The organism is Psychromicrobium lacuslunae, assembly GCF_000950575.1.
In the GTDB taxonomy this organism is placed as follows: domain Bacteria; phylum Actinomycetota; class Actinomycetes; order Actinomycetales; family Micrococcaceae; genus Renibacterium; species Renibacterium lacuslunae.
On record NZ_CP011005.1, the window covers coordinates 361,238 to 378,526 of the forward strand.

Genomic DNA, 17,289 nt, shown 5'->3' on the forward strand with positions numbered 1-17,289 from the left:
CTCACAGCTAGCGCGTCGCCGAACTGGCAGAATGAGGCCATGAGAACCGTCGCCGAACATCAAGCCGCGGTCAGTGAGTTACTTTCACCAATGCTCTCTCGACTGATTGATGAAGCAGAGCTGGTGCCGCTGGATGCGGCTTTGCATCGGATCCTTTCCGAGGACCTCTTGGCCACCATTGCGCTGCCACCTTTCAATAATTCCCAGATGGACGGCTACGCGGTGCGTGCCGCGGAGAGCGGTGCCGAGTTGCGGGTGGCGGCTGCTATCGCGGCCGGTAGCGATCCAGCCGAGCTGCCGCCCGGCCACGCTGCGCCGATCATGACCGGAGCGAAGCTGCCGCCCGGGGCGGACGCCGTGGTGCAGGTCGAAGTAGCCGAACCGGCGCGGTTTCTCCCGGTAGGGGAGAAGGTCCGCTTGCCGGAAGTGCTGGTGGGGCAGTTCGTGAGGGCTTCCGGCAGTGACCTCGCCGAAGGCGCTTGTGCACTAGCTGCCGGAACCCGTTTGAGTGCAGCCGCGCTCGGATTAGTAGCTGCCTTGGGAATCACCGAGGTCCGAGTCCAGCGCCGGGTGCGGGTGGCGCTGTTCAGCACCGGGGATGAGGTGCGGCAGCCGGGTGAGCTGCTTGAACCAGGCAAGATTTACGACGCTAATTCGACGCTGCTGAGCAGCGCACTGAGCGAGGTCGGCGCCGAAGTGGTGGTTTTGCCGGCGATAGCCGACCGAGCCGAGGCGGTTGAACAGCTTGTGCAGAACTTGCCTGAGGTCGATCTGCTGATCAGCAGCGGCGGGATTAGCCAGGGAGCCTTTGAGGTGGTGAAGCAGGCGTTCTCCACTGCTCAAGGGGACTCGCAATCCGCCCGGGTAGAGTTCCATGCCGTGGCCATCCAGCCAGGCGGCCCGCAGGCACTCGGCACCGTGTCTGGTGCCAGCCAAGTCGAGCGGCTCAAGGCAGCCGAACCAAGCTCAGAGATTGCCTTCCTCGGCTTCCCGGGCAACCCGGTGAGTAGCTGGCTGTCCTACGAAATGTTTCTTCGCCCCTTATTGGCTGAGCCTCGGCGACGAATAACAGCACGACTGGCAGCAGCAACCAGCAGCCCGGTCGCCAAACAGCAAATGCGCCGCGGCGTCCTTGAGAATGGTCAGGTGCGGCTGATCGGTGGTCCGAGCTCGCATTTACTGCATTCACTCGCCGAGGCCAATGCCCTGGTGGTCTTGCCGCTCGGCCAAGATCACTTTGCCGCCGGGCAAGAAGTGGAAGTATGGCTACTATGAGTGATCCTGGAATGACTGAGATGACTGGACTGACCCACCTGAATGCGGCCGGGGAGGCGCTGATGGTTGATGTTTCGGCGAAGGACCCCAGCCATCGAGAAGCCAAAGCTCAAGCGGTGCTGAACACCCAGCCCGAAGTGCTAGCTCTGCTGAGCAACGGCGGGCTGCCCAAAGGCGATGCGCTCGCGGTGGCCCGAGTGGCCGGGATCATGGCCGCCAAGAAGACCTCGGAACTGATCCCGCTTTGCCATCCCCTTCCGCTCAGTAAGGCGCAGATTGACTTTGAGCTCGGCGATGATGCCATCAGAATCCTCGCCCTTGTGCGCACCCTCGGGGTGACCGGGGTAGAGATGGAAGCCCTCACCGCCGCCAGCGTCGCAGCCCTTACGCTCTACGACATGATCAAAGCCGTTGATAAGCGAGCGGTGATCGGCGAGATCAAATTGCTCGCCAAATCAGGTGGCAAGAGTGGCAATTTTGAGGCTGAAGCATGAACCGGAGGGCAGGAATCGTGGTGGCATCCACGCGTGCCGCCCACGGTGAGCGGCCGGACACCAGTGCGGCGCCTCTGAGCGAATGGTTGCGAGCACAGGATCTAGAGCCGTTGCCGGTCGCTATTGTTGCCGATGGCGAACCGGTCCGAAACGCCATCGAAGAGCTGCTCGCGGCGGGTGCTTCGCTGATCCTGACCACCGGCGGCACCGGCCTAACAGCTGATGACCTCACCCCGGAGGTCACCAAGCCGTTACTGGAGCGTGAGATCCCTGGAATTATGGAGGCGATCCGGGCGCTCGGCATGACGAAAACGCCCACCGCGGCGCTGAGTCGCGGCTACGCTGGCGTGGTTGGCCGCTGCGTCGTGGTGAATTTGCCCGGTTCCTCGGGCGGCATTAAAGATGGCTTGACGGTTCTCACCCCGTTGCTGCGTCATCTTCTGGAACAAATTGAAGGTAGCCATGAGCATTGAGGCCATTGCTCGCCTAGCCAGCGAGCCGATTAGTTTGGAAACCGCACTCCGCGAGGTGGAGGCGGCCGATTGTGGAGCGGTGGTCGGCTTCTCAGGGGTGGTGCGAGACCACGACGCTGGCAAGGGGGTGCTCTCGCTGAGCTACTCGGCGCACCCCAGTGCGGAACAAGTTCTGCAGAGTGTCCTGAGCGAGCTGCTCACCGAGTATGCTCCGTCGGACGTTGGCGAGGCTGCTGAGCAGCTAGTGGACGGCGGTAGCCTGCGCATCTGGGCGGCGCACCGGATTGGCGACTTACAGATTGGCGATCCAGCCTTGGTGTGTGCGGTCGCTGCCGCGCATCGCGGGCTGGCCTTTGAGGTCTGCAGTGCGTTGGTGGACCGAATCAAGGCCCGGGTGCCGATTTGGAAAGAGCAGTTCTTCAGCGATGGCAGCGTGGAATGGGTCGGGTTATAGCGACGAGGCCGTTTCGTCGTTTACTGGTTCCTGAGGTCCATGTTGACCGGCTCGTCCGATCGCGGGCAGCGCTCGCCACAGCAGCGCCAAGATGAGGGCGTCGGCCACAAAAGCGAACCAGAACGGTGCGGTGATGCCGTACAGCCCGGCGAACACGCCGCCGATCCCAGTGCCGATGGCAATGCCACCCATCACGCCGAGCATGTAGACGCTGCCGACCCGGCCACGCATCTCGGTTGGCACCGCGCGGCCGCGAATTGTCATCGAGAGCGTTCCCCAAATCACCGCGTAAAAACCAAAGATGAGCATGAAAACGGCGGCAAACCAGCGATTGGAGGTGAGGGCGAAGGCGAGCATTAGCAAGGTCTCCAGACTGAGCCCGATCCGCATCAGAGTGGTGTAGGACATCCGTTTTTCTGCGGCGCTATAGATCGCGGTGCCGAGCACCCCGCCAATCGCCGAGAGCGCCATGAAAATGCCGTATTCCCAGTCCGTCAGACCGAGTATCTGATGGGCATAGAGCACTAACACGCCCCAGGCAGCTCCCCAGGTGATATTGAAAGTGAAGATCACGATGGCGAGGGTGCGGATGGCCGCATGCTGCCAGAGCCATTTGAGACCGGCACCGAGATCCCCAAACACCTGGCGACTCCGGGCCGTTAGGCTGCGCTGGGCGAGCGGCTTCTCACGGTTCTCCAGATGAGGGTTGGGGATCACTGTGCGAGCGATCAGAATCAGTGCGGAACCGAATAACACCGCATTGAAGGCGTAGGGAAGCCAGGAAGCGACAGCGAACAGCAGGCCGCCCAGGGCCGGTCCGGCTAGCTGATTGAGGACCTGATTTGAACCGATGAGCCGGGCGTTAGCCGCTCCCAAATGCTCTGAAGGAACGATGTCGGGGATTACCGATGACCAGGCATTGTCGCCGAAGGTTTCGCCGGTGCCCATGATGAAGAGCAAGAGGTAGAGCAGCCAAATATTCAACGTGCCGGTCAGCAGCATGACGCTCGCGCCGCTGAGCACCAGGAAGCGCACGCTCCCGGTGATCAGCATGACGTGCTTACGAGAGATCGAGTCGTTTACCACCCCAGCGAAAAGCCCAAAGAGCACCCACGGGACGGTCTGCATGAAGAGCGCTAAGGAAACCAGGAAGGGGTCTTTGGTGAGGAGCTGTACCAGTAGCGGACCGGCCGCGATCAGTACCCCGTCGCCGAGATTCGACAGGATTGAAGTCATCAGGACGCGCCGGAAGGTGCCGCCCAGTTTCTGAGGCGACAGCAGTTCCAGGGGCGAGTACATCGGACTCCTTGTGATTCCTGACCTTTGATGCGCCGAGTCGACACCATCGACAACTCTATCTCCCTCCGCTCGCAGGCTCGCGGTGGGGTCTTCGGGCTGGGCCCATGTGACCAGGGCCCCGATGTGAGGGACGAACATTGGGAGGTCACAGGGATAGCGCCTCATGCCCTCCCTCCGCTCGCAGGCTCGCGGTGGGGCCCTCGGGCATTAGGCTTAGAACATGACGGAAAAGTTACGGGTTGCGGTGCTTGGTGCCCGGGGACGGATGGGGCAGGCCGCTGTTCAGGCGGTCGAACGAGCCGAAGACGTGGAACTGGTAGCAACTCTCGGTCGAGGAGACTCGCTCGAAACATTACTCGAGCGCCAGGTCCAGTTGATTATTGAACTGACCGTGCCGGACTCCTCCGAACGAAACGTTCGCTTTGCCGTCGAACATGACATTCATGCGGTGGTAGGCACCACAGGTTGGGACGCCACTAAGCAAGCCAAACTGCGCGAACTGCTTGAGCAGCATCCCGGAGTCGGCGTGCTGATCGCTCCGAACTTCGCGCTCGGCTCAGTGCTAGCCACGAGCTTCGCGGCGAAGGCTGCCAAATATTTTCAATCGGTGGAAATCATCGAACTCCATCACCCGGATAAGGTTGACGCCCCTTCCGGCACCGCCTTGCGTACCGCCCAGCTGATCGCCGAAGCCCGAAAAGACCTACCAGCTGGCCCGGACGCTACCGAAAGGTCGCTTGACGGCGCACGCGGCAGCAGCGTCGAGGGCGTTCCGGTGCATTCAGTGCGGCTCGCCGGGCTCTATGCGCATCAAGAGGTGCTGCTCGGGTCCGCAGGGGAGCAGCTCACGCTGCGTCACGACTCCTTCGGCCAGGCTTCGTTCATGCCGGGTATTTTGATCGGGGTACGAACCGCCCCCAGCCGTCCCGGCCTAACCTTTGGCCTTGACGGTTATTTGGAGCTCGATTAATGCGCACCAAAATCTGGGTGGGCCTAATTTGCCTGCTACTGCTTTTCTACTTAGTCGTTCTGGTGCAGCGCTCAATTCTGCTGCTCACCGATCCGAATCCGGTGGCTAAGGCGCTTGGCGCCGCACTCATTGTGCTGCCTCCGATTGGTGCCTGGGCAATGATCAGGGAGCTGCTTTTCGGTGTGCGGATGGAGAAGCTGGCGGGCATCCTGGAGTCGGAGGGCGGTCTGCCGGTTGATGACTTACCGCGTAGTCCTGGCGGCAGGATCCTCCGGGAAGCAGCCGACGCGGAGTTCCTGAAATACCAGGCGGAGACCGAAGCCGCTCCTCAGGACTGGCGTTCCTGGTTCCGGCTTTCCTGCGCTTATGACGCGGCGGGCGACCGGAAGCGTGCCCGTTCTGCAATGCGGCAGTCGATTTCCCTCTCCCGAGGTAAAGGTTCGGAGCTAACCCCTTTCAACCGCCGGGAAGCCGAGCAGCAGGAGGGTAAACCTAACGGTGCAAACGGCGACTAACCCCACCGACGGGGTCAGCCTGGTTTGGCAGGATCAGGGCAATCCGGACGGTGACCCATTGCTGCTGGTCCATGGCAGTGCGCTCTCTAAAGCAGTTTGGCGAGGCATGGGCTACGTCAAGGCGCTTGGTGAGCGGTACCGGCTGATCAGTATGGATCTGCGCGGTCACGGGCGCAGCGAGAAGCCGCATCAGCAAAGCGCCTACACGATGGACCGGGTACTACTTGATGTGCAGGCTGTGCTGGATGCTGCTGGAATAACCGCGGCACACTACTTTGGCTATTCCTTCGGAGCCCGGATCGGGTTCAGCTTAGGGGCAGCGGTACCGGATCGAATGCTTTCATTTATCTCAGCGGCGGGAACCTACCGAATTGCCGCTGGATCGATTGCTGAGCTGTTCTTCGCTGACTACGATGCAGCGCTGGCCAAACACGGCATGCAGGGCTTCCTGGACGGCTGGCAGGAACGAATTGGTCATCAGGTTGATCCGGTGACTCGAATGGCGTTCTTAGCCAATGACGCGGAGGCGCTGCGTGCCTATTTTGCGCAGACCGAGGAGGCGGAAGGAATTTCCGAAACGCAGTTGCGGCAGTTTCAGATTCCGACCTTGCTGCTGGCGGGGTCGCTAGACGCTCGACGGCTCGCGGATTCCCGCCGGGCCGCCGAAGTGATGCCCGATGCGGAACTGCTTGAGCTGCCCGATCGCGATCACGGCGACACCTTGTTTCCTCCGGCTCCGGTGCTGGCCGCGGTCGAACCCTTTCTGGCCCGGCACAGCCACCCAGACTGAGTTGAGCGCAAAAGTCTTCCCGCTGGGCCGCTCGGTTCACCTTTCTCGCCTTGAGCGGGTAACGTTTTAGCCATGGCTATTCAGACACGCTACCCTTTCGGCACCCTGCTGACCGCCATGGTCACCCCTTTTGACGCCGATGGTGCGGTGGACTATCAGCGGGCCGCCGAATTGGCGAGCAAGCTAGTTGACGATGGCTGTGACGGGCTGGTGGTAACCGGCACAACGGGTGAAACCTCAACGCTGACCGATGAAGAAAATCTCGGCATGTTCCAGGCCGTCAAAGACGCGGTGGGCGACCGTGCGGCGATCATCGTCGGCACCGGGACCAATGACACCCGGCACTCGATCTCGCTTTCGCAGCGCGCGGCAAAGCTCGGCGTAGATGGCCTGCTGATCGTCACGCCCTACTACAACAAACCGAGCCAGTCAGGGGTGCAAGCGCACTTCGAGGCTATCGCCTCTTCCACCGAGCTGCCGGTAATGGTCTATGACATCCCCGGTCGCAGTAGCGTGCCGATCACTGCTGAAACTCTGATCCGGCTGGCTGATCATCCGAATATCATTGCGCTCAAAGACGCCAAGGCCGACTTCGCCGCCACCACCCGAGTGGTAGCGAATACCGATTTGCATCTTTATTCGGGCGATGACGGACTGATTCTGCCCTGGTTGGCCCTCGGTGCCGTTGGCTTGGTAGGGGTCACCACTCACGTCGCTACGGCTAAGTTCCGTCAGCTCGTTGACGCGGGGCTGGCCGGCGATTTCGCTACCGCTCGGGCCTTGCACCTGGAGCTGGACCCGGTGGTGCGTGCCGTGATGACCCGAGTGCAGGGCGCAGTAGCCGCAAAACAGATTTTGAAGTGGCAGGGAGTCCTGCCGAACTCAGTGGTCAGATTGCCACTGGTAGAACCAAGCAGCGCGGAGCTCGCCACGATTAACGCCGACCTCGACGAGGTTGGCTTCGATCTGGGGATCGCCGTGCGTCAATAAGCTGATATGAAAGAGACAGTATGACCCAAGTAGCCCAACCTGGCCTGCGCACCCCGCCCAAACTCTCACCGGGAACATTGCGGGTTGTCCCACTCGGTGGTTTGGGGGAAATCGGCCGAAATATGGCCGTATTCGAAATTGACGGCAAACTGCTGATCGTGGACTGCGGGGTGCTTTTCCCCGAGGAGACCCAACCCGGCGTCGACCTGATCTTGCCTGACTTCTCCTATATCGAAGATCGCCTGGACGATGTGGTGGCAGTGGTGCTCACCCACGGGCACGAAGATCACATTGGTGCGGTGCCTTATTTGCTCCGGCTACGGCAGGACATTCCGCTGATCGGTTCTCAGCTGACCCTGGCGCTGATCGAGGCGAAGCTTCAGGAACATCGGATCAAGCCCTACACCATGGCGGTCAAGGAAGGCCAAGTCGAGCAACTTGGGCCCTTCGAATGCGAGTTCGTTGCTGTTAACCACTCGATCCCGGACGCTCTTGCGGTGTTCATCCGCACTGCCGGCGGGAACGTGTTGCATACCGGTGACTTCAAAATGGATCAGCTTCCGCTAGATGGGCGGATCACCGATTTGCGGGCCTTTTCCCGATTGGGTGAAGAAGGCGTTGATTTGTTCATGGTGGATTCCACGAACGCCGATGTGCCCGGCTTCACCACCGCGGAGCGAGAGATCGGTCCGATTCTGGATCGTTTGTTTGGCCAGGCTGAGAAACGCATTATCGTCGCCTCATTCTCCTCGCATGTGCACCGGGTTCAGCAGGTGTTGAACGCCGCAGCCTTGCACGGTCGCAAGGTCGCCTTCGTGGGTCGCTCCATGGTGCGGAATATGGGTATTGCCGCGCAATTGGGCTATCTTGACGTGCCGCCTAATATTCTGGTCGATCTCAAGAATGTGGATAATCTGCCGGATAGCCAGGTGGTGCTGATGAGCACCGGCTCGCAAGGTGAACCGATGGCAGCACTATCCCGGATGGCCAACGGTGATCACCGGGTTCAGGTCGGTCAGGGCGACACCGTGATCCTGGCCTCATCACTCATTCCCGGTAATGAGAACGCGGTATTCCGGGTTATTAATGGTCTGCTCAAGCTCGGTGCCGAGGTGATCCACAAGGGCAACGCCAAGGTGCATGTCTCCGGCCACGCCGCCGCTGGAGAGCTGCTCTATTGCTACAACATCTTGAAGCCGAAGAATGTGATGCCGGTGCACGGCGAGACCAGGCATCTGATTGCCAATGGTCGGATTGCACAGAGCAGCGGAGTGCCCGCTGAAAACGTACTGCTGACCGACGGCGGCACCGTGGTCGATCTGGTGAACCACCAGGCCAAGATCGTTGGTCAGGTGGAGTGCGGCTTTGTCTATGTGGACGGCAGCAGCATTGGTGAAGTGACCGAAACGGATCTCAAGGACCGCCGAGTGCTCGGTGATGAGGGCTTCATCTCCATCGTGACGGTGGTGAACCGTACCACCGGCAAGATTGTCTCCGGCCCTGAGATTCATGCCCGCGGGGTAGCCGAGGATGACTCGGTGTTCGACGAAATCATTCCGAAAATCAACGCCGCCCTTGAAGAGGCGGTGACGGCCAGCAAGGATCACACCAACTACCAGTTGCAACAGGTGGTTCGCCGGGTGATCGGCACCTGGGTGAACCGTCGGTTGCGGCGGCGGCCGATGATCGTCCCGGTGGTCTTGGAGGCCTAAGCAGGGCGGAATTCGAACGCGATAGTTGAATGACTTCGGGATAGCCCAGCAGTGGGTCAACGGACTATCCCGAAGTCATTTCGCTATTTTGGTGGCTTGCCCTGATGGCTTGGTAGCCAGAAGCCTCCGGCGGACAGTAGCTGTCCGCAATGGCCTGAGTACGTTGCAGGAAAAATTCTAGGCTGGGTAAATGGAGAAATTCACGCTGAGCGTACCCATTGCCGAAATCGAGGATTTACGAGCCCGGCTCGCTCAGACGAGGCTGCCACGGGTCACTGCTATGTCCGGCTGGCAAGCCGGTGTCGATCTCGAGTATCTGGCTGAACTCGTTACCTACTGGCGGGAAGGCTACGATTGGCGCGCCACCGAACGTCGGCTCAACAACCTTCCGCAATACACCGTCGAATTGCAGGGTGGTCTGCTGCATTTCGTGCAGCTACGCTCGGCTAACCCGGACGCCCAGGCCGTTATCTTGCTACACGGTTGGCCATATTCTTACCTGGAATTGCTCCCACTGGCGCAGGAATTGAAAGACTTTCACGTTGTGGTGCCTTCTTTGCCGGGGTACGGATTTTCCGAACCTCCACGGGCCGCGGAATGGTCTGACTCCGTTGTTGGTGCCATGTTATTAGAACTGATGACACAGCATCTCGGTTATTCTCGATTCCTGACCTACGGAGAAGACGTTGGTACCGGCCCCAGTGAATGGTTGGCGGCTGAACACCCCGAGACAGTGAGTGGTCTTTTCACCACCCACGCGCCGCTGCCGAGTACGGCTAGATTGACTGACCTATCAGCGGAGGAACAACAGTTCAGATCTGAATTGGCTGCCCGTTGGGAGGGCGAGAAGGGCTATAGCGAGGAACAGAGCACAAAGCCCACGACCCTTGCCATTGGCTTGAACGACTCCCCAGCCGGTCTGCTTGCTTGGATCGTCGAAAAGTTTCATGGTTGGCGAGGGACTGCAGTTGACCTTCAGGATGACTGGAGTAGGGACGAGATTCTGGATTGCGTCAGCCTCTATTGGTTTAGCCAGAGCATCGGCACCTCCTTCCTGCCGTATTTCGACCAACACCGTAGTGCGGAAATCCCGCTGATTACGGTGCCGGTAGGTGCGCTCATTCAATACGGTGAGCGTGGTTTTCCGAAGAGCTATGCGGCGCGGACTTGCACTGATATTAGATTTTGGCGAGCGCTTTCCAACGGTGGCCATTTTGCCGCTAAGCAACGTCCCGCTGAGGTCGCCGCGGGCTTGCGGGAATTTGTGGGGACCCTAGGCTAGGCGTCAGCGAGAGCTCAATGGCTCTGGGATAGTTCAAGGACGTGTCGAAGCACTATCGTGAAGTCAATGCATCATCGTGGACCAGCATGCCGGGCACGCAGATCAGTAACCGAACAAGAGAAATCGTTTTCCCGAGGAAAAGTGCAGGAATCTCTGTCGGTTCGGGGGCAGCCCTTGACTTGCCATCTGAGCTGTCATAGCGTTTCTGTAAACGATTACCGAACTGATTTAACGAATCCCAGTGAAGAAAAGGTAAGCAATGAAGCTTTCGCAGCCGGACATCTCAGCACTTCGTTCAGTACAGAGCCGCTCCATCTCTCCGGAGAACTTCGACGGCTCGAAGGGCGGCGGCGGAAGGGCTACCGAAGGCACCGGGGCCGCCTGTGCGGTGGACCTCGGAGTGGGTTGGAAGGTTTCACCCTCGGTGGACATCGCCGGGCACAGCACCTTTGAGATGGCGAATATCACCGGTGCCGGAAAGGTCACCCACATTTGGCTGACCACGCACCGAGATCACTGGCGAAGCCTGGTGCTACGGGCCTATTGGGACGATGCCACGGAACCAGCAATTGAGGTACCACTCGGCGATTTCTTCGCTAACGGTTGGGGAAAGTTCGCTCAAGTATCATCGGCGATGGTCGCTTCAAACCCGCACGGCGGTTTCAATTCCTATTGGCCAATGCCGTTCGCCAAGAATGCCCGGTTCACTATTGAGAACCTGGTGGAGAACCAGGCGACGGTGTACTACCAGGTCAGCTATGAAAGTTATCCCGAGGCCGAAGAAGTTGCTGGCCTGGGATATTTCCACGCCCAATTCCAGCGGTCGAATCCGCTGCCGGATAAGCAGACTCATCCCATCCTGACCGGGATTGAAGGAAGCGGTCACTACGTCGGCACTTATATGGCCTGGGGAGTGAACAGCCCCGGTTGGTGGGGCGAGGGCGAAATCAAGTTCTACCTGGATGGCGATAGGGAGCAGCCGGACGGTGCCTGGCCAACCATTGCTGGCACCGGCACCGAAGATTACTTCGGTGGTGCCTGGAACTTCGACGTGCCCGGCCAGGGTTACACCGAATACAACACCCCGTACCTGGGCATGCCGCAGGTGATCCGGCCAGACGGTCTGTACCACTCACAGCAGCGATTCGGCCTTTATCGATGGCACGTGATGGACCCCATTCACTTCCAGCAGGATCTCACAGTTGATATTCAGGCTTTAGGCTGGCGTTCGCGGCACCGCTATAACCCGCTGCATGACGATATCGCCTCGACCGCCTTCTTCTACCTTGATCGACCAGCGACCAATCGCCCGGAATTCCCCAGCGCCGATGACTTGGAGCTCGCCGGGGAACCCATGCAACCGTTGAGCTGATCCTGATGGTTGCCGAGTCTATTGCTCGCAGAAGCCTGATTAAAGGCGGTCTCTCGGCGGCTGCGCTCTCGGTCGGAGCGCTCGCGGCTGGCAGTGCGCTGGCTGGCTGCGCGCCTTCATCGAAGTCCGAAGAGCCGCTACAGTTCTGGCAGTTCTATGCCCCGGCACCACAGCAAACCGGGCCGCTGGTGCAGCAGAGCAAATGGTTCATGGACGCGGTTGACTCCTGGAACAAGAAGAATAGCCAGCAGGTGAAACCGGTCTTCATTCCGGCCTATACCAATCCCGCTAACACCAGGCTGGCCACCGCTTTTGCGGCCAATGCGGGGCCGGATATCTTCTTGCTCAGCCCGGGCGATTTCCTGCGTTATTACAACGGTGATGCGCTACTGGACCTGGCGCCGTACATGAGCCAGGACGCAATCGACGACTTCTACCCGGAGGCGTTAGGCACCCGAAAAGTCGGCGACGGTATCTACGGACTGCCGATGGAGATCGAGCCACTGGCACTGATCTACAACCAAAAGTCTTTTGAGAAGGCCGGACTCTCCGAAGCCGATGTGCCCAAGAACTGGGAACAAATGCTCGACGTCGGAGAGAAACTGAGTACCAACTCGCAGGCCGGTTTGGTGCTGGAAGTGGTACCCGGCTATTACCAGAACTTCACCTTTTACCCCTGGCTCTGGCAGGGCAAGGGTGATGTGGTGGACCCGGCGACGCAACGGCCGCAACTGGCTGAGGCGCCCTTCCAGAATGCTTTGGACCTCTTCGGTCAAAGTATTAAGCGGGGTATCTCGCCGCGCACACTGCCCGCTAACGGGGACCTTCCGGTGGCCTTCAAAGCTGGCTATGCAGCCATGTGGCAAAGCGGCATCTGGCAGCTTGCCGCTTTCAAACAGGAAACCCCGGACCTGCCCTATGGAATAGCGCCGCTGCCAACCCCGAAGGGCGGCGAACCCCGAACCATCCTGGGCGGTTGGGCCTGGGTGGTCAATAAACACGGCCGGAACCCTGAAGCGGCCGCCAAATTCGTGGTCGAAACCATGGGCAGCATGAGCGAGGAAAGCATAAAACGGGTTTCTGACTGGTGCTTCGGTGCTAAGTCAGACATGTCGCCGCGGAAGTCCTCGGAAAAGCTAATGGCCGCTAATGGCGCCTTCGAAGAATCACATATGAAGATCTTCAAAGAATTGATCCTGCCCACCGGGCGCGGCGAACCGCGGTTCCCGCCCGTGGTTTATAAAACAGTCTCGAACGCTCTTCAGGCGGTGCAACTGGCCGGCGCCTCGGCTGCCTCGCAAGCCGATACCGCTCAACAAGCGCTCGAAGCCTATCTGGCCAACTACCGGGGAGCGCCGCTGCTATGACGGTACAACTTTCTCGCACCGCCGGGCGTCGCGAAGTTGAAACAAAACGAGTCTCGCTGAGCGAAAGGAAGCAACGCCGGGCAGCGTTCTGGTTCCTGCTACCTGATTCCCTTGGCCTGCTGATTTTCGTAGCGGTGCCGATGCTGCTCGCGATTGGGCTCGGCTTCTTCAGCGTCGACGGTTTCGGTCACGCCGAGTTCATTGGCTTCGGCAATTACCTGCGGATGGCCGCTGACCCGCAATTCTGGTCCAGCACCGGGGTCACCCTGCTCTACCTGGTGATCGTGGTGCCGGCAATATTCGTCGTCGGTCTTGGCCTGGCGCTCCTGGTGCAGCAGCGCATCCCGTTCATCGGCGTGATCCGCAGTGCGCTCTTCGTGCCCTATGTGATCTCCCTGGTGGTGATTGCGATGGTCTGGCAGTTCATGCTCACCGACAAGGTCGGCGTGCTGAACGGCTTCCTGGAACTTTTCGGCATTCACGGACTGTCATTTCTGGGTGATCCACAGTTGACGCTTGGCACCGTGGTGGTGATCACCGTGTGGTTCCAAATGGGGTATTACATGATCATCTTCCTAGCCGGTCTGCAGGATATCCCCGGTGAGCTCTACGAAGCGGCCCGGATCGACGGTGCCAGCGCCTGGCAACGCTTCCGCTTCATCACCCTGCCGTTGCTGCGGCCAACCAGTTTCTTCGTGCTCATCACCTCGACCATCGCGGTGGTGACAGGCGGCTTCGATTTGGTCTACGTGCTGACCAATGGCGGGCCGTCCGGAGCTACCTCGCTACTGATTTTCTACATTTATCAGCAAGCTTTCCTCTACGGGGAGCTTGGCTATGCCGCCGCTATCGGCTCGCTGTTGATCGTGGTGCTCATGGCCTGGTCGCTGCTGATGTTCAAACTGACCAAAGGTGGCCGCTTTGACAATGACTGAGACAACACGCACCGCCCGAAAGAAACTCAAAACGGCCCGTGCTGACCGGCGCTGGACGCCGCAGAAGACGGTGCTCTTCATTGTTGGCGTGCTGCTGGGCCTGCTGACCGTCTTTCCCCTGCTCTGGATGGTGACCAGCTCCTTCAAACCCGCAGACGAGGTGAATAATCTTGACCTGCTGCCAAGCCACCCGACCTTGGAGAACTACAGTTACGTTTTCTCGCAGGTACCTTTCGCGCGGTACATGATCAATAGCTTCCTGATCGCAGCGGCGATCACGGTGCTTGCCTTGTTTTTTCACTCGATGGCTGCCTATGCGCTCGCTCGATTGAAGTTCCGCGGCCGGGACACCATCTTCCTGATGATCTTCTCCACCCTGCTGGTGAGTGCTCCGGTGATCCTGATCCCCACTTTCATCGTGATCCGCACCCTGGGCTTACTCGACTCCTATGCGGGCCTGATCATCCCGGCGATCTTCAATGCCTTCGGAATTTTCCTGCTCCGTCAGTTCTACATTTCCTTACCAGCCGAATTGGAAGAGGCAGCACTGATTGATGGGGCAAGTTACTGGCGAATCTACCGGAGTGTGATCCTGCCACTATCCCGGCCGATTATGTCCGCCTTGGCGGTGTTCTTCTTCCTGGCCAACTGGAACGCTTTCGTGCTGCCGCTAACCATTACCTCCAATCCCGATCTTTGGGTGGTGCAGATCGGGATTGCCAATTTCCAGCAACAGTACAGTTCGAGCTGGAACTACATTCTGGCTGCCTCAACCGTGGCGGCGCTGCCAACCTTGTTGATTTTCTTCTTCTTCCAGAAACAAATTGTCGCCTCAATTAAGAGCGCTGGCTTCAAATGAGCCCGGCGCTGTGAATCCTGTCTGCCGAGTAGAAAGTACCGCGGAACCGTCAATGAACACCTCTTCTGCAACGACTGAGTGGCCGATCCTGAGAACCTTCGACGCCGCCAACTCGGCGTTCATTAAGATGCCTGTCGGCGGCATTGGCACCGGCTGCATCTCGCTCAGTGGTTCCGGTCAGCTAGTCGATTGGGAGATTTTTAATCGTCCCAATAAAGGGTTCACCCCGGAGAGTTTTTTCGCGATCCGGCTGTCCGACGGCACCGAGACGCAGACCAGGCTCTTGGAGGGGCCGATCCCTGACCAGCAGTACGACCACCCGGATGGCCGAGGCCGACCCTTGGCCGGGCTGCCCAGATTCGCCGACAGCGAGTTTCGCTCCGCCTACCCCTTCGGTCAAGTAGCGCTGAGCGATCCGCAACTACCGGTCAGTGCAGTGGTGCAGGCGTATAACCCCCTGATTCCTGGGGATGTTGCCGCGAGCAGCATTCCCGCGCTGATCTATCGGGTGTTGGTGACCAATACCTCGGCGGCACCATTGCAGGTTTCGGTGGCGGCGAACCTGCTCAATGTGGTGGGACATCGCCACACGCAGCCGCTGCCTGACGGCAATAGCTTTGAACGCCTAGACGGCCCGAGCGGGACCATGCTGCTCGGCAGCTCAAGCCAGGTCCCGGAAGACGCCGAGTCTTTCGGCACCTTAGCTCTCGCCGCCCTCGATCAGGTGAGTTCCAGCCGAACCAGCTGGGCGAAACGCTCCTGGGGTGATTCCTTGCTTGACTTCTGGGACGACTTCTCCGCCGATGGCCAGCTCGACGAGCCGGCGGAAGCCGCCAAGGTGCCCACCGGCTCGCTTGTGCTGAGCAAGCAGATCCCGGCCGGGCAGAGTGCGAGCTTCGGCTTCTTGATTGGCTGGCATTTCCCCAATCGGCGCGCCTGGACCAATAAGGGCGTCTACGGTGACCTGATCATTGGCAACTACTACACCCAGCAGTATCGGGATGCCGCTGAGGTGCTGACTCGGCTAATTCCGCAGTTGGCCGAGTTGGAGAGCCGAACCGCCGATTTCGTGGAAACTCTGAGTTCAACGGATCTGCCCGCGACCGCTATCGAAGCCGCGCTGGCTAACCTTGCGGTGTTGAAGTCGCAAACCTGTTTGCGCAGTGCTGACGGTACCTTCCTGGCCTGGGAGGGGAGTAACCCGCATGAAGGCAGCTGTCATGGCTCCTGCACCCACGTGTGGAACTATCAATACGCCCTTGAGCAGTTGTTCCCGGAACTTGCCTGGAGCATGCGTGAAGTGGAATTCCGGTATTCGCTCAATGAGCGAGGCATGATGAGTTTCCGCAGCTGCTTACCGCTGGAAACCAACGGAACCGAGTGGCCAGTAGCCGCCGCCGATGGTCAAATGGGTGCCATCCTGAGGCTGTTCCGTACCTGGCAGCTCAGCGGCGACGATGAGAAGCTGCGCACTCTCTGGCCCGGGGTGAAGCGTGCCATCGAGTTCGCTTGGATCCCGAAAGGCTGGGACGCCGATCAGGACGGGGTGATGGAGGGCTGTCAGCACAACACTATGGACGTCGAATATTACGGTCCAAGCGGGGTCAACCAATCTTGGTATCTGGCAGCGCTCGCCGCCTGCGCTGAGCTTGCTGAGCACCTCGACGAACCAGCTTTCGCCGAACAATGCCGCAAAGTATTGGCCAGTGGGGCGGCCGGGACCGAGGAGGTGCTTTTCAACGGTGAGTATTATCAACAAAAGGTGATCCCGCCGCTCAGCGAAGAGAACATCGCTGAGGGGTTGCGGATTCGTTACGACCACGAGGGGGCCGATGAGGGTTCCGATGACCTGGTCGATCCGGCCCTGCAAATCGGCTCCGGCAGCACCAGCGACCAGCTGGTTGGACATTCAATGGCTCAGCTCTCTGGCTTGAGCACCGGGCTCGATCCGGCGCACACCGCAAAGGCGATCAACACGGTGTTCGAGCACAATCACCGGGAAAATTTCTACTCGCATTTCAACCATCTGCGCAGCTACGCACTCGGTGACGAGAAAGGGCTGCTGAACTGTACCTTCCCGCGCGGGGATCGGCCGGTGCGTCCTTTTCCTTATTGCCATGAGGTGTGGACCGGTTTGGAATACTCGGCCGCTATCGGCTTAGCGCTGGAGGGGCAATATGTCCTTGCCGAACAGGTGGTGCAGGACGTTCGCGATCGCTTCTCGGGCCGACGTCGTAATCCCTTTAATGAGATGGAGTGCGGCGATCATTACGTCCGCTCAATGGCATCCTTTGGTTTGCTGCACGCTTGGAGCGGCTTGGTGTACGACGCTAGGAACCGAACCATCACCCTTCGCGCAGTGCCGGGGGTCTGGCCGGTGGTTGCCGGGGAACTCATGGGTCAGGTTAAAGTTGCCAATGGCCAGGCGAGTTTCCACAGCAGTGCCCCCGGAGCGGCCGAGGTTTCGGTGCGGTTGGTGGACTAGTTCTCGGGAGTGCGGGA

Annotated in this window: 16 protein-coding genes; 15 read left to right on the forward strand and 1 reads right to left on the reverse strand. The window is 59.6% G+C overall.

Annotated features, from left to right (window positions below):
- Nucleotides 1–39: 39 nt before the first annotated feature.
- From UM93_RS01680 to UM93_RS01695, 4 genes are read left to right on the forward strand one after another with little or no spacing between them, the layout of a single operon-like run.
- Entirely contained in the window at nucleotides 40–1,275 is a 1,236-nt protein-coding gene (locus tag UM93_RS01680; RefSeq protein ID WP_045073272.1) for a molybdopterin molybdotransferase MoeA, read from the forward strand.
- Entirely contained in the window at nucleotides 1,272–1,769 is a 498-nt protein-coding gene (gene moaC, locus UM93_RS01685) for a cyclic pyranopterin monophosphate synthase MoaC (protein ID WP_045073273.1), read from the forward strand. Before UM93_RS01680 ends, moaC begins: the two co-directional genes overlap by 4 nt.
- Entirely contained in the window at nucleotides 1,766–2,242 is a 477-nt protein-coding gene (locus UM93_RS01690) for a MogA/MoaB family molybdenum cofactor biosynthesis protein (protein WP_045073274.1), read from the forward strand. Before moaC ends, UM93_RS01690 begins: the two co-directional genes overlap by 4 nt.
- Nucleotides 2,232–2,696: a molybdenum cofactor biosynthesis protein MoaE gene (locus tag UM93_RS01695; protein ID WP_045073275.1), complete on the forward strand. Its 465-nt coding sequence runs from the start codon at nucleotides 2,232–2,234 to the stop codon at nucleotides 2,694–2,696. The genes UM93_RS01690 and UM93_RS01695 overlap by 11 nt, the downstream gene beginning before the upstream one ends.
- Here UM93_RS01695 and UM93_RS01700 read toward each other — a convergent pair.
- Nucleotides 2,691–3,995, reverse strand: a complete 1,305-nt coding sequence (locus UM93_RS01700) for an MFS transporter (RefSeq protein WP_045073277.1) — start codon at nucleotides 3,993–3,995, stop codon at nucleotides 2,691–2,693. The genes UM93_RS01695 and UM93_RS01700 overlap by 6 nt on opposite strands.
- Nucleotides 3,996–4,215: 220 nt before the next feature.
- Between UM93_RS01700 and dapB the strand changes: the two genes are divergently transcribed.
- The 11 genes from dapB (at nucleotide 4,216) to UM93_RS01755 (ending at nucleotide 17,272) form a co-directional block, all read left to right on the forward strand.
- Nucleotides 4,216–4,965, forward strand: a complete 750-nt coding sequence (gene dapB / locus UM93_RS01705) for a 4-hydroxy-tetrahydrodipicolinate reductase (protein WP_045073278.1) — start codon at nucleotides 4,216–4,218, stop codon at nucleotides 4,963–4,965.
- The gene (locus tag UM93_RS01710; protein ID WP_234399358.1) at nucleotides 4,965–5,480 is read left to right on the forward strand and encodes a hypothetical protein; all 516 of its coding nucleotides are present in this window, start codon (nucleotides 4,965–4,967) and stop codon (nucleotides 5,478–5,480) included. Before dapB ends, UM93_RS01710 begins: the two co-directional genes overlap by 1 nt.
- On the forward strand, nucleotides 5,464–6,270 hold the full coding sequence (locus UM93_RS01715; RefSeq protein ID WP_045073280.1) for an alpha/beta fold hydrolase: 807 nt from the start codon (nucleotides 5,464–5,466) through the stop codon (nucleotides 6,268–6,270). Before UM93_RS01710 ends, UM93_RS01715 begins: the two co-directional genes overlap by 17 nt.
- 72 nt (nucleotides 6,271–6,342) lie before the next feature.
- Nucleotides 6,343–7,260 (forward strand): 4-hydroxy-tetrahydrodipicolinate synthase, encoded by a 918-nt coding sequence (dapA, locus tag UM93_RS01720; RefSeq protein WP_045073281.1) that lies wholly within the window; start codon nucleotides 6,343–6,345, stop codon nucleotides 7,258–7,260.
- A gap of 20 nt (nucleotides 7,261–7,280) precedes the next feature.
- A complete protein-coding gene (locus tag UM93_RS01725) occupies nucleotides 7,281–8,972 on the forward strand; it encodes a ribonuclease J (protein WP_045073282.1) in 1,692 nt (563 codons plus the stop codon).
- A gap of 190 nt (nucleotides 8,973–9,162) precedes the next feature.
- A complete protein-coding gene (locus tag UM93_RS01730) occupies nucleotides 9,163–10,254 on the forward strand; it encodes an epoxide hydrolase family protein (protein WP_045073283.1) in 1,092 nt (363 codons plus the stop codon).
- A 259-nt stretch (nucleotides 10,255–10,513) separates the two neighbouring features.
- Nucleotides 10,514–11,626 carry a glycoside hydrolase family 172 protein gene (locus UM93_RS01735; protein ID WP_045073284.1) on the forward strand — a complete coding sequence of 371 codons (1,113 nt, stop codon included), beginning with the start codon at nucleotides 10,514–10,516 and terminating at the stop codon, nucleotides 11,624–11,626.
- A 5-nt stretch (nucleotides 11,627–11,631) separates the two neighbouring features.
- On the forward strand, nucleotides 11,632–12,993 hold the full coding sequence (locus UM93_RS01740) for an ABC transporter substrate-binding protein (protein ID WP_052663511.1): 1,362 nt from the start codon (nucleotides 11,632–11,634) through the stop codon (nucleotides 12,991–12,993).
- Entirely contained in the window at nucleotides 12,990–13,928 is a 939-nt protein-coding gene (locus UM93_RS01745) for a carbohydrate ABC transporter permease (RefSeq protein WP_052663515.1), read from the forward strand. The genes UM93_RS01740 and UM93_RS01745 overlap by 4 nt, the downstream gene beginning before the upstream one ends.
- Nucleotides 13,921–14,787, forward strand: coding sequence for a carbohydrate ABC transporter permease (locus UM93_RS01750; protein ID WP_045073286.1), 867 nt, complete (start codon nucleotides 13,921–13,923; stop codon nucleotides 14,785–14,787). The genes UM93_RS01745 and UM93_RS01750 overlap by 8 nt, the downstream gene beginning before the upstream one ends.
- A 52-nt stretch (nucleotides 14,788–14,839) precedes the next feature.
- On the forward strand, nucleotides 14,840–17,272 hold the full coding sequence (locus UM93_RS01755) for a GH116 family glycosyl-hydrolase (protein ID WP_052663517.1): 2,433 nt from the start codon (nucleotides 14,840–14,842) through the stop codon (nucleotides 17,270–17,272).
- Nucleotides 17,273–17,289 lie beyond the last annotated feature (17 nt).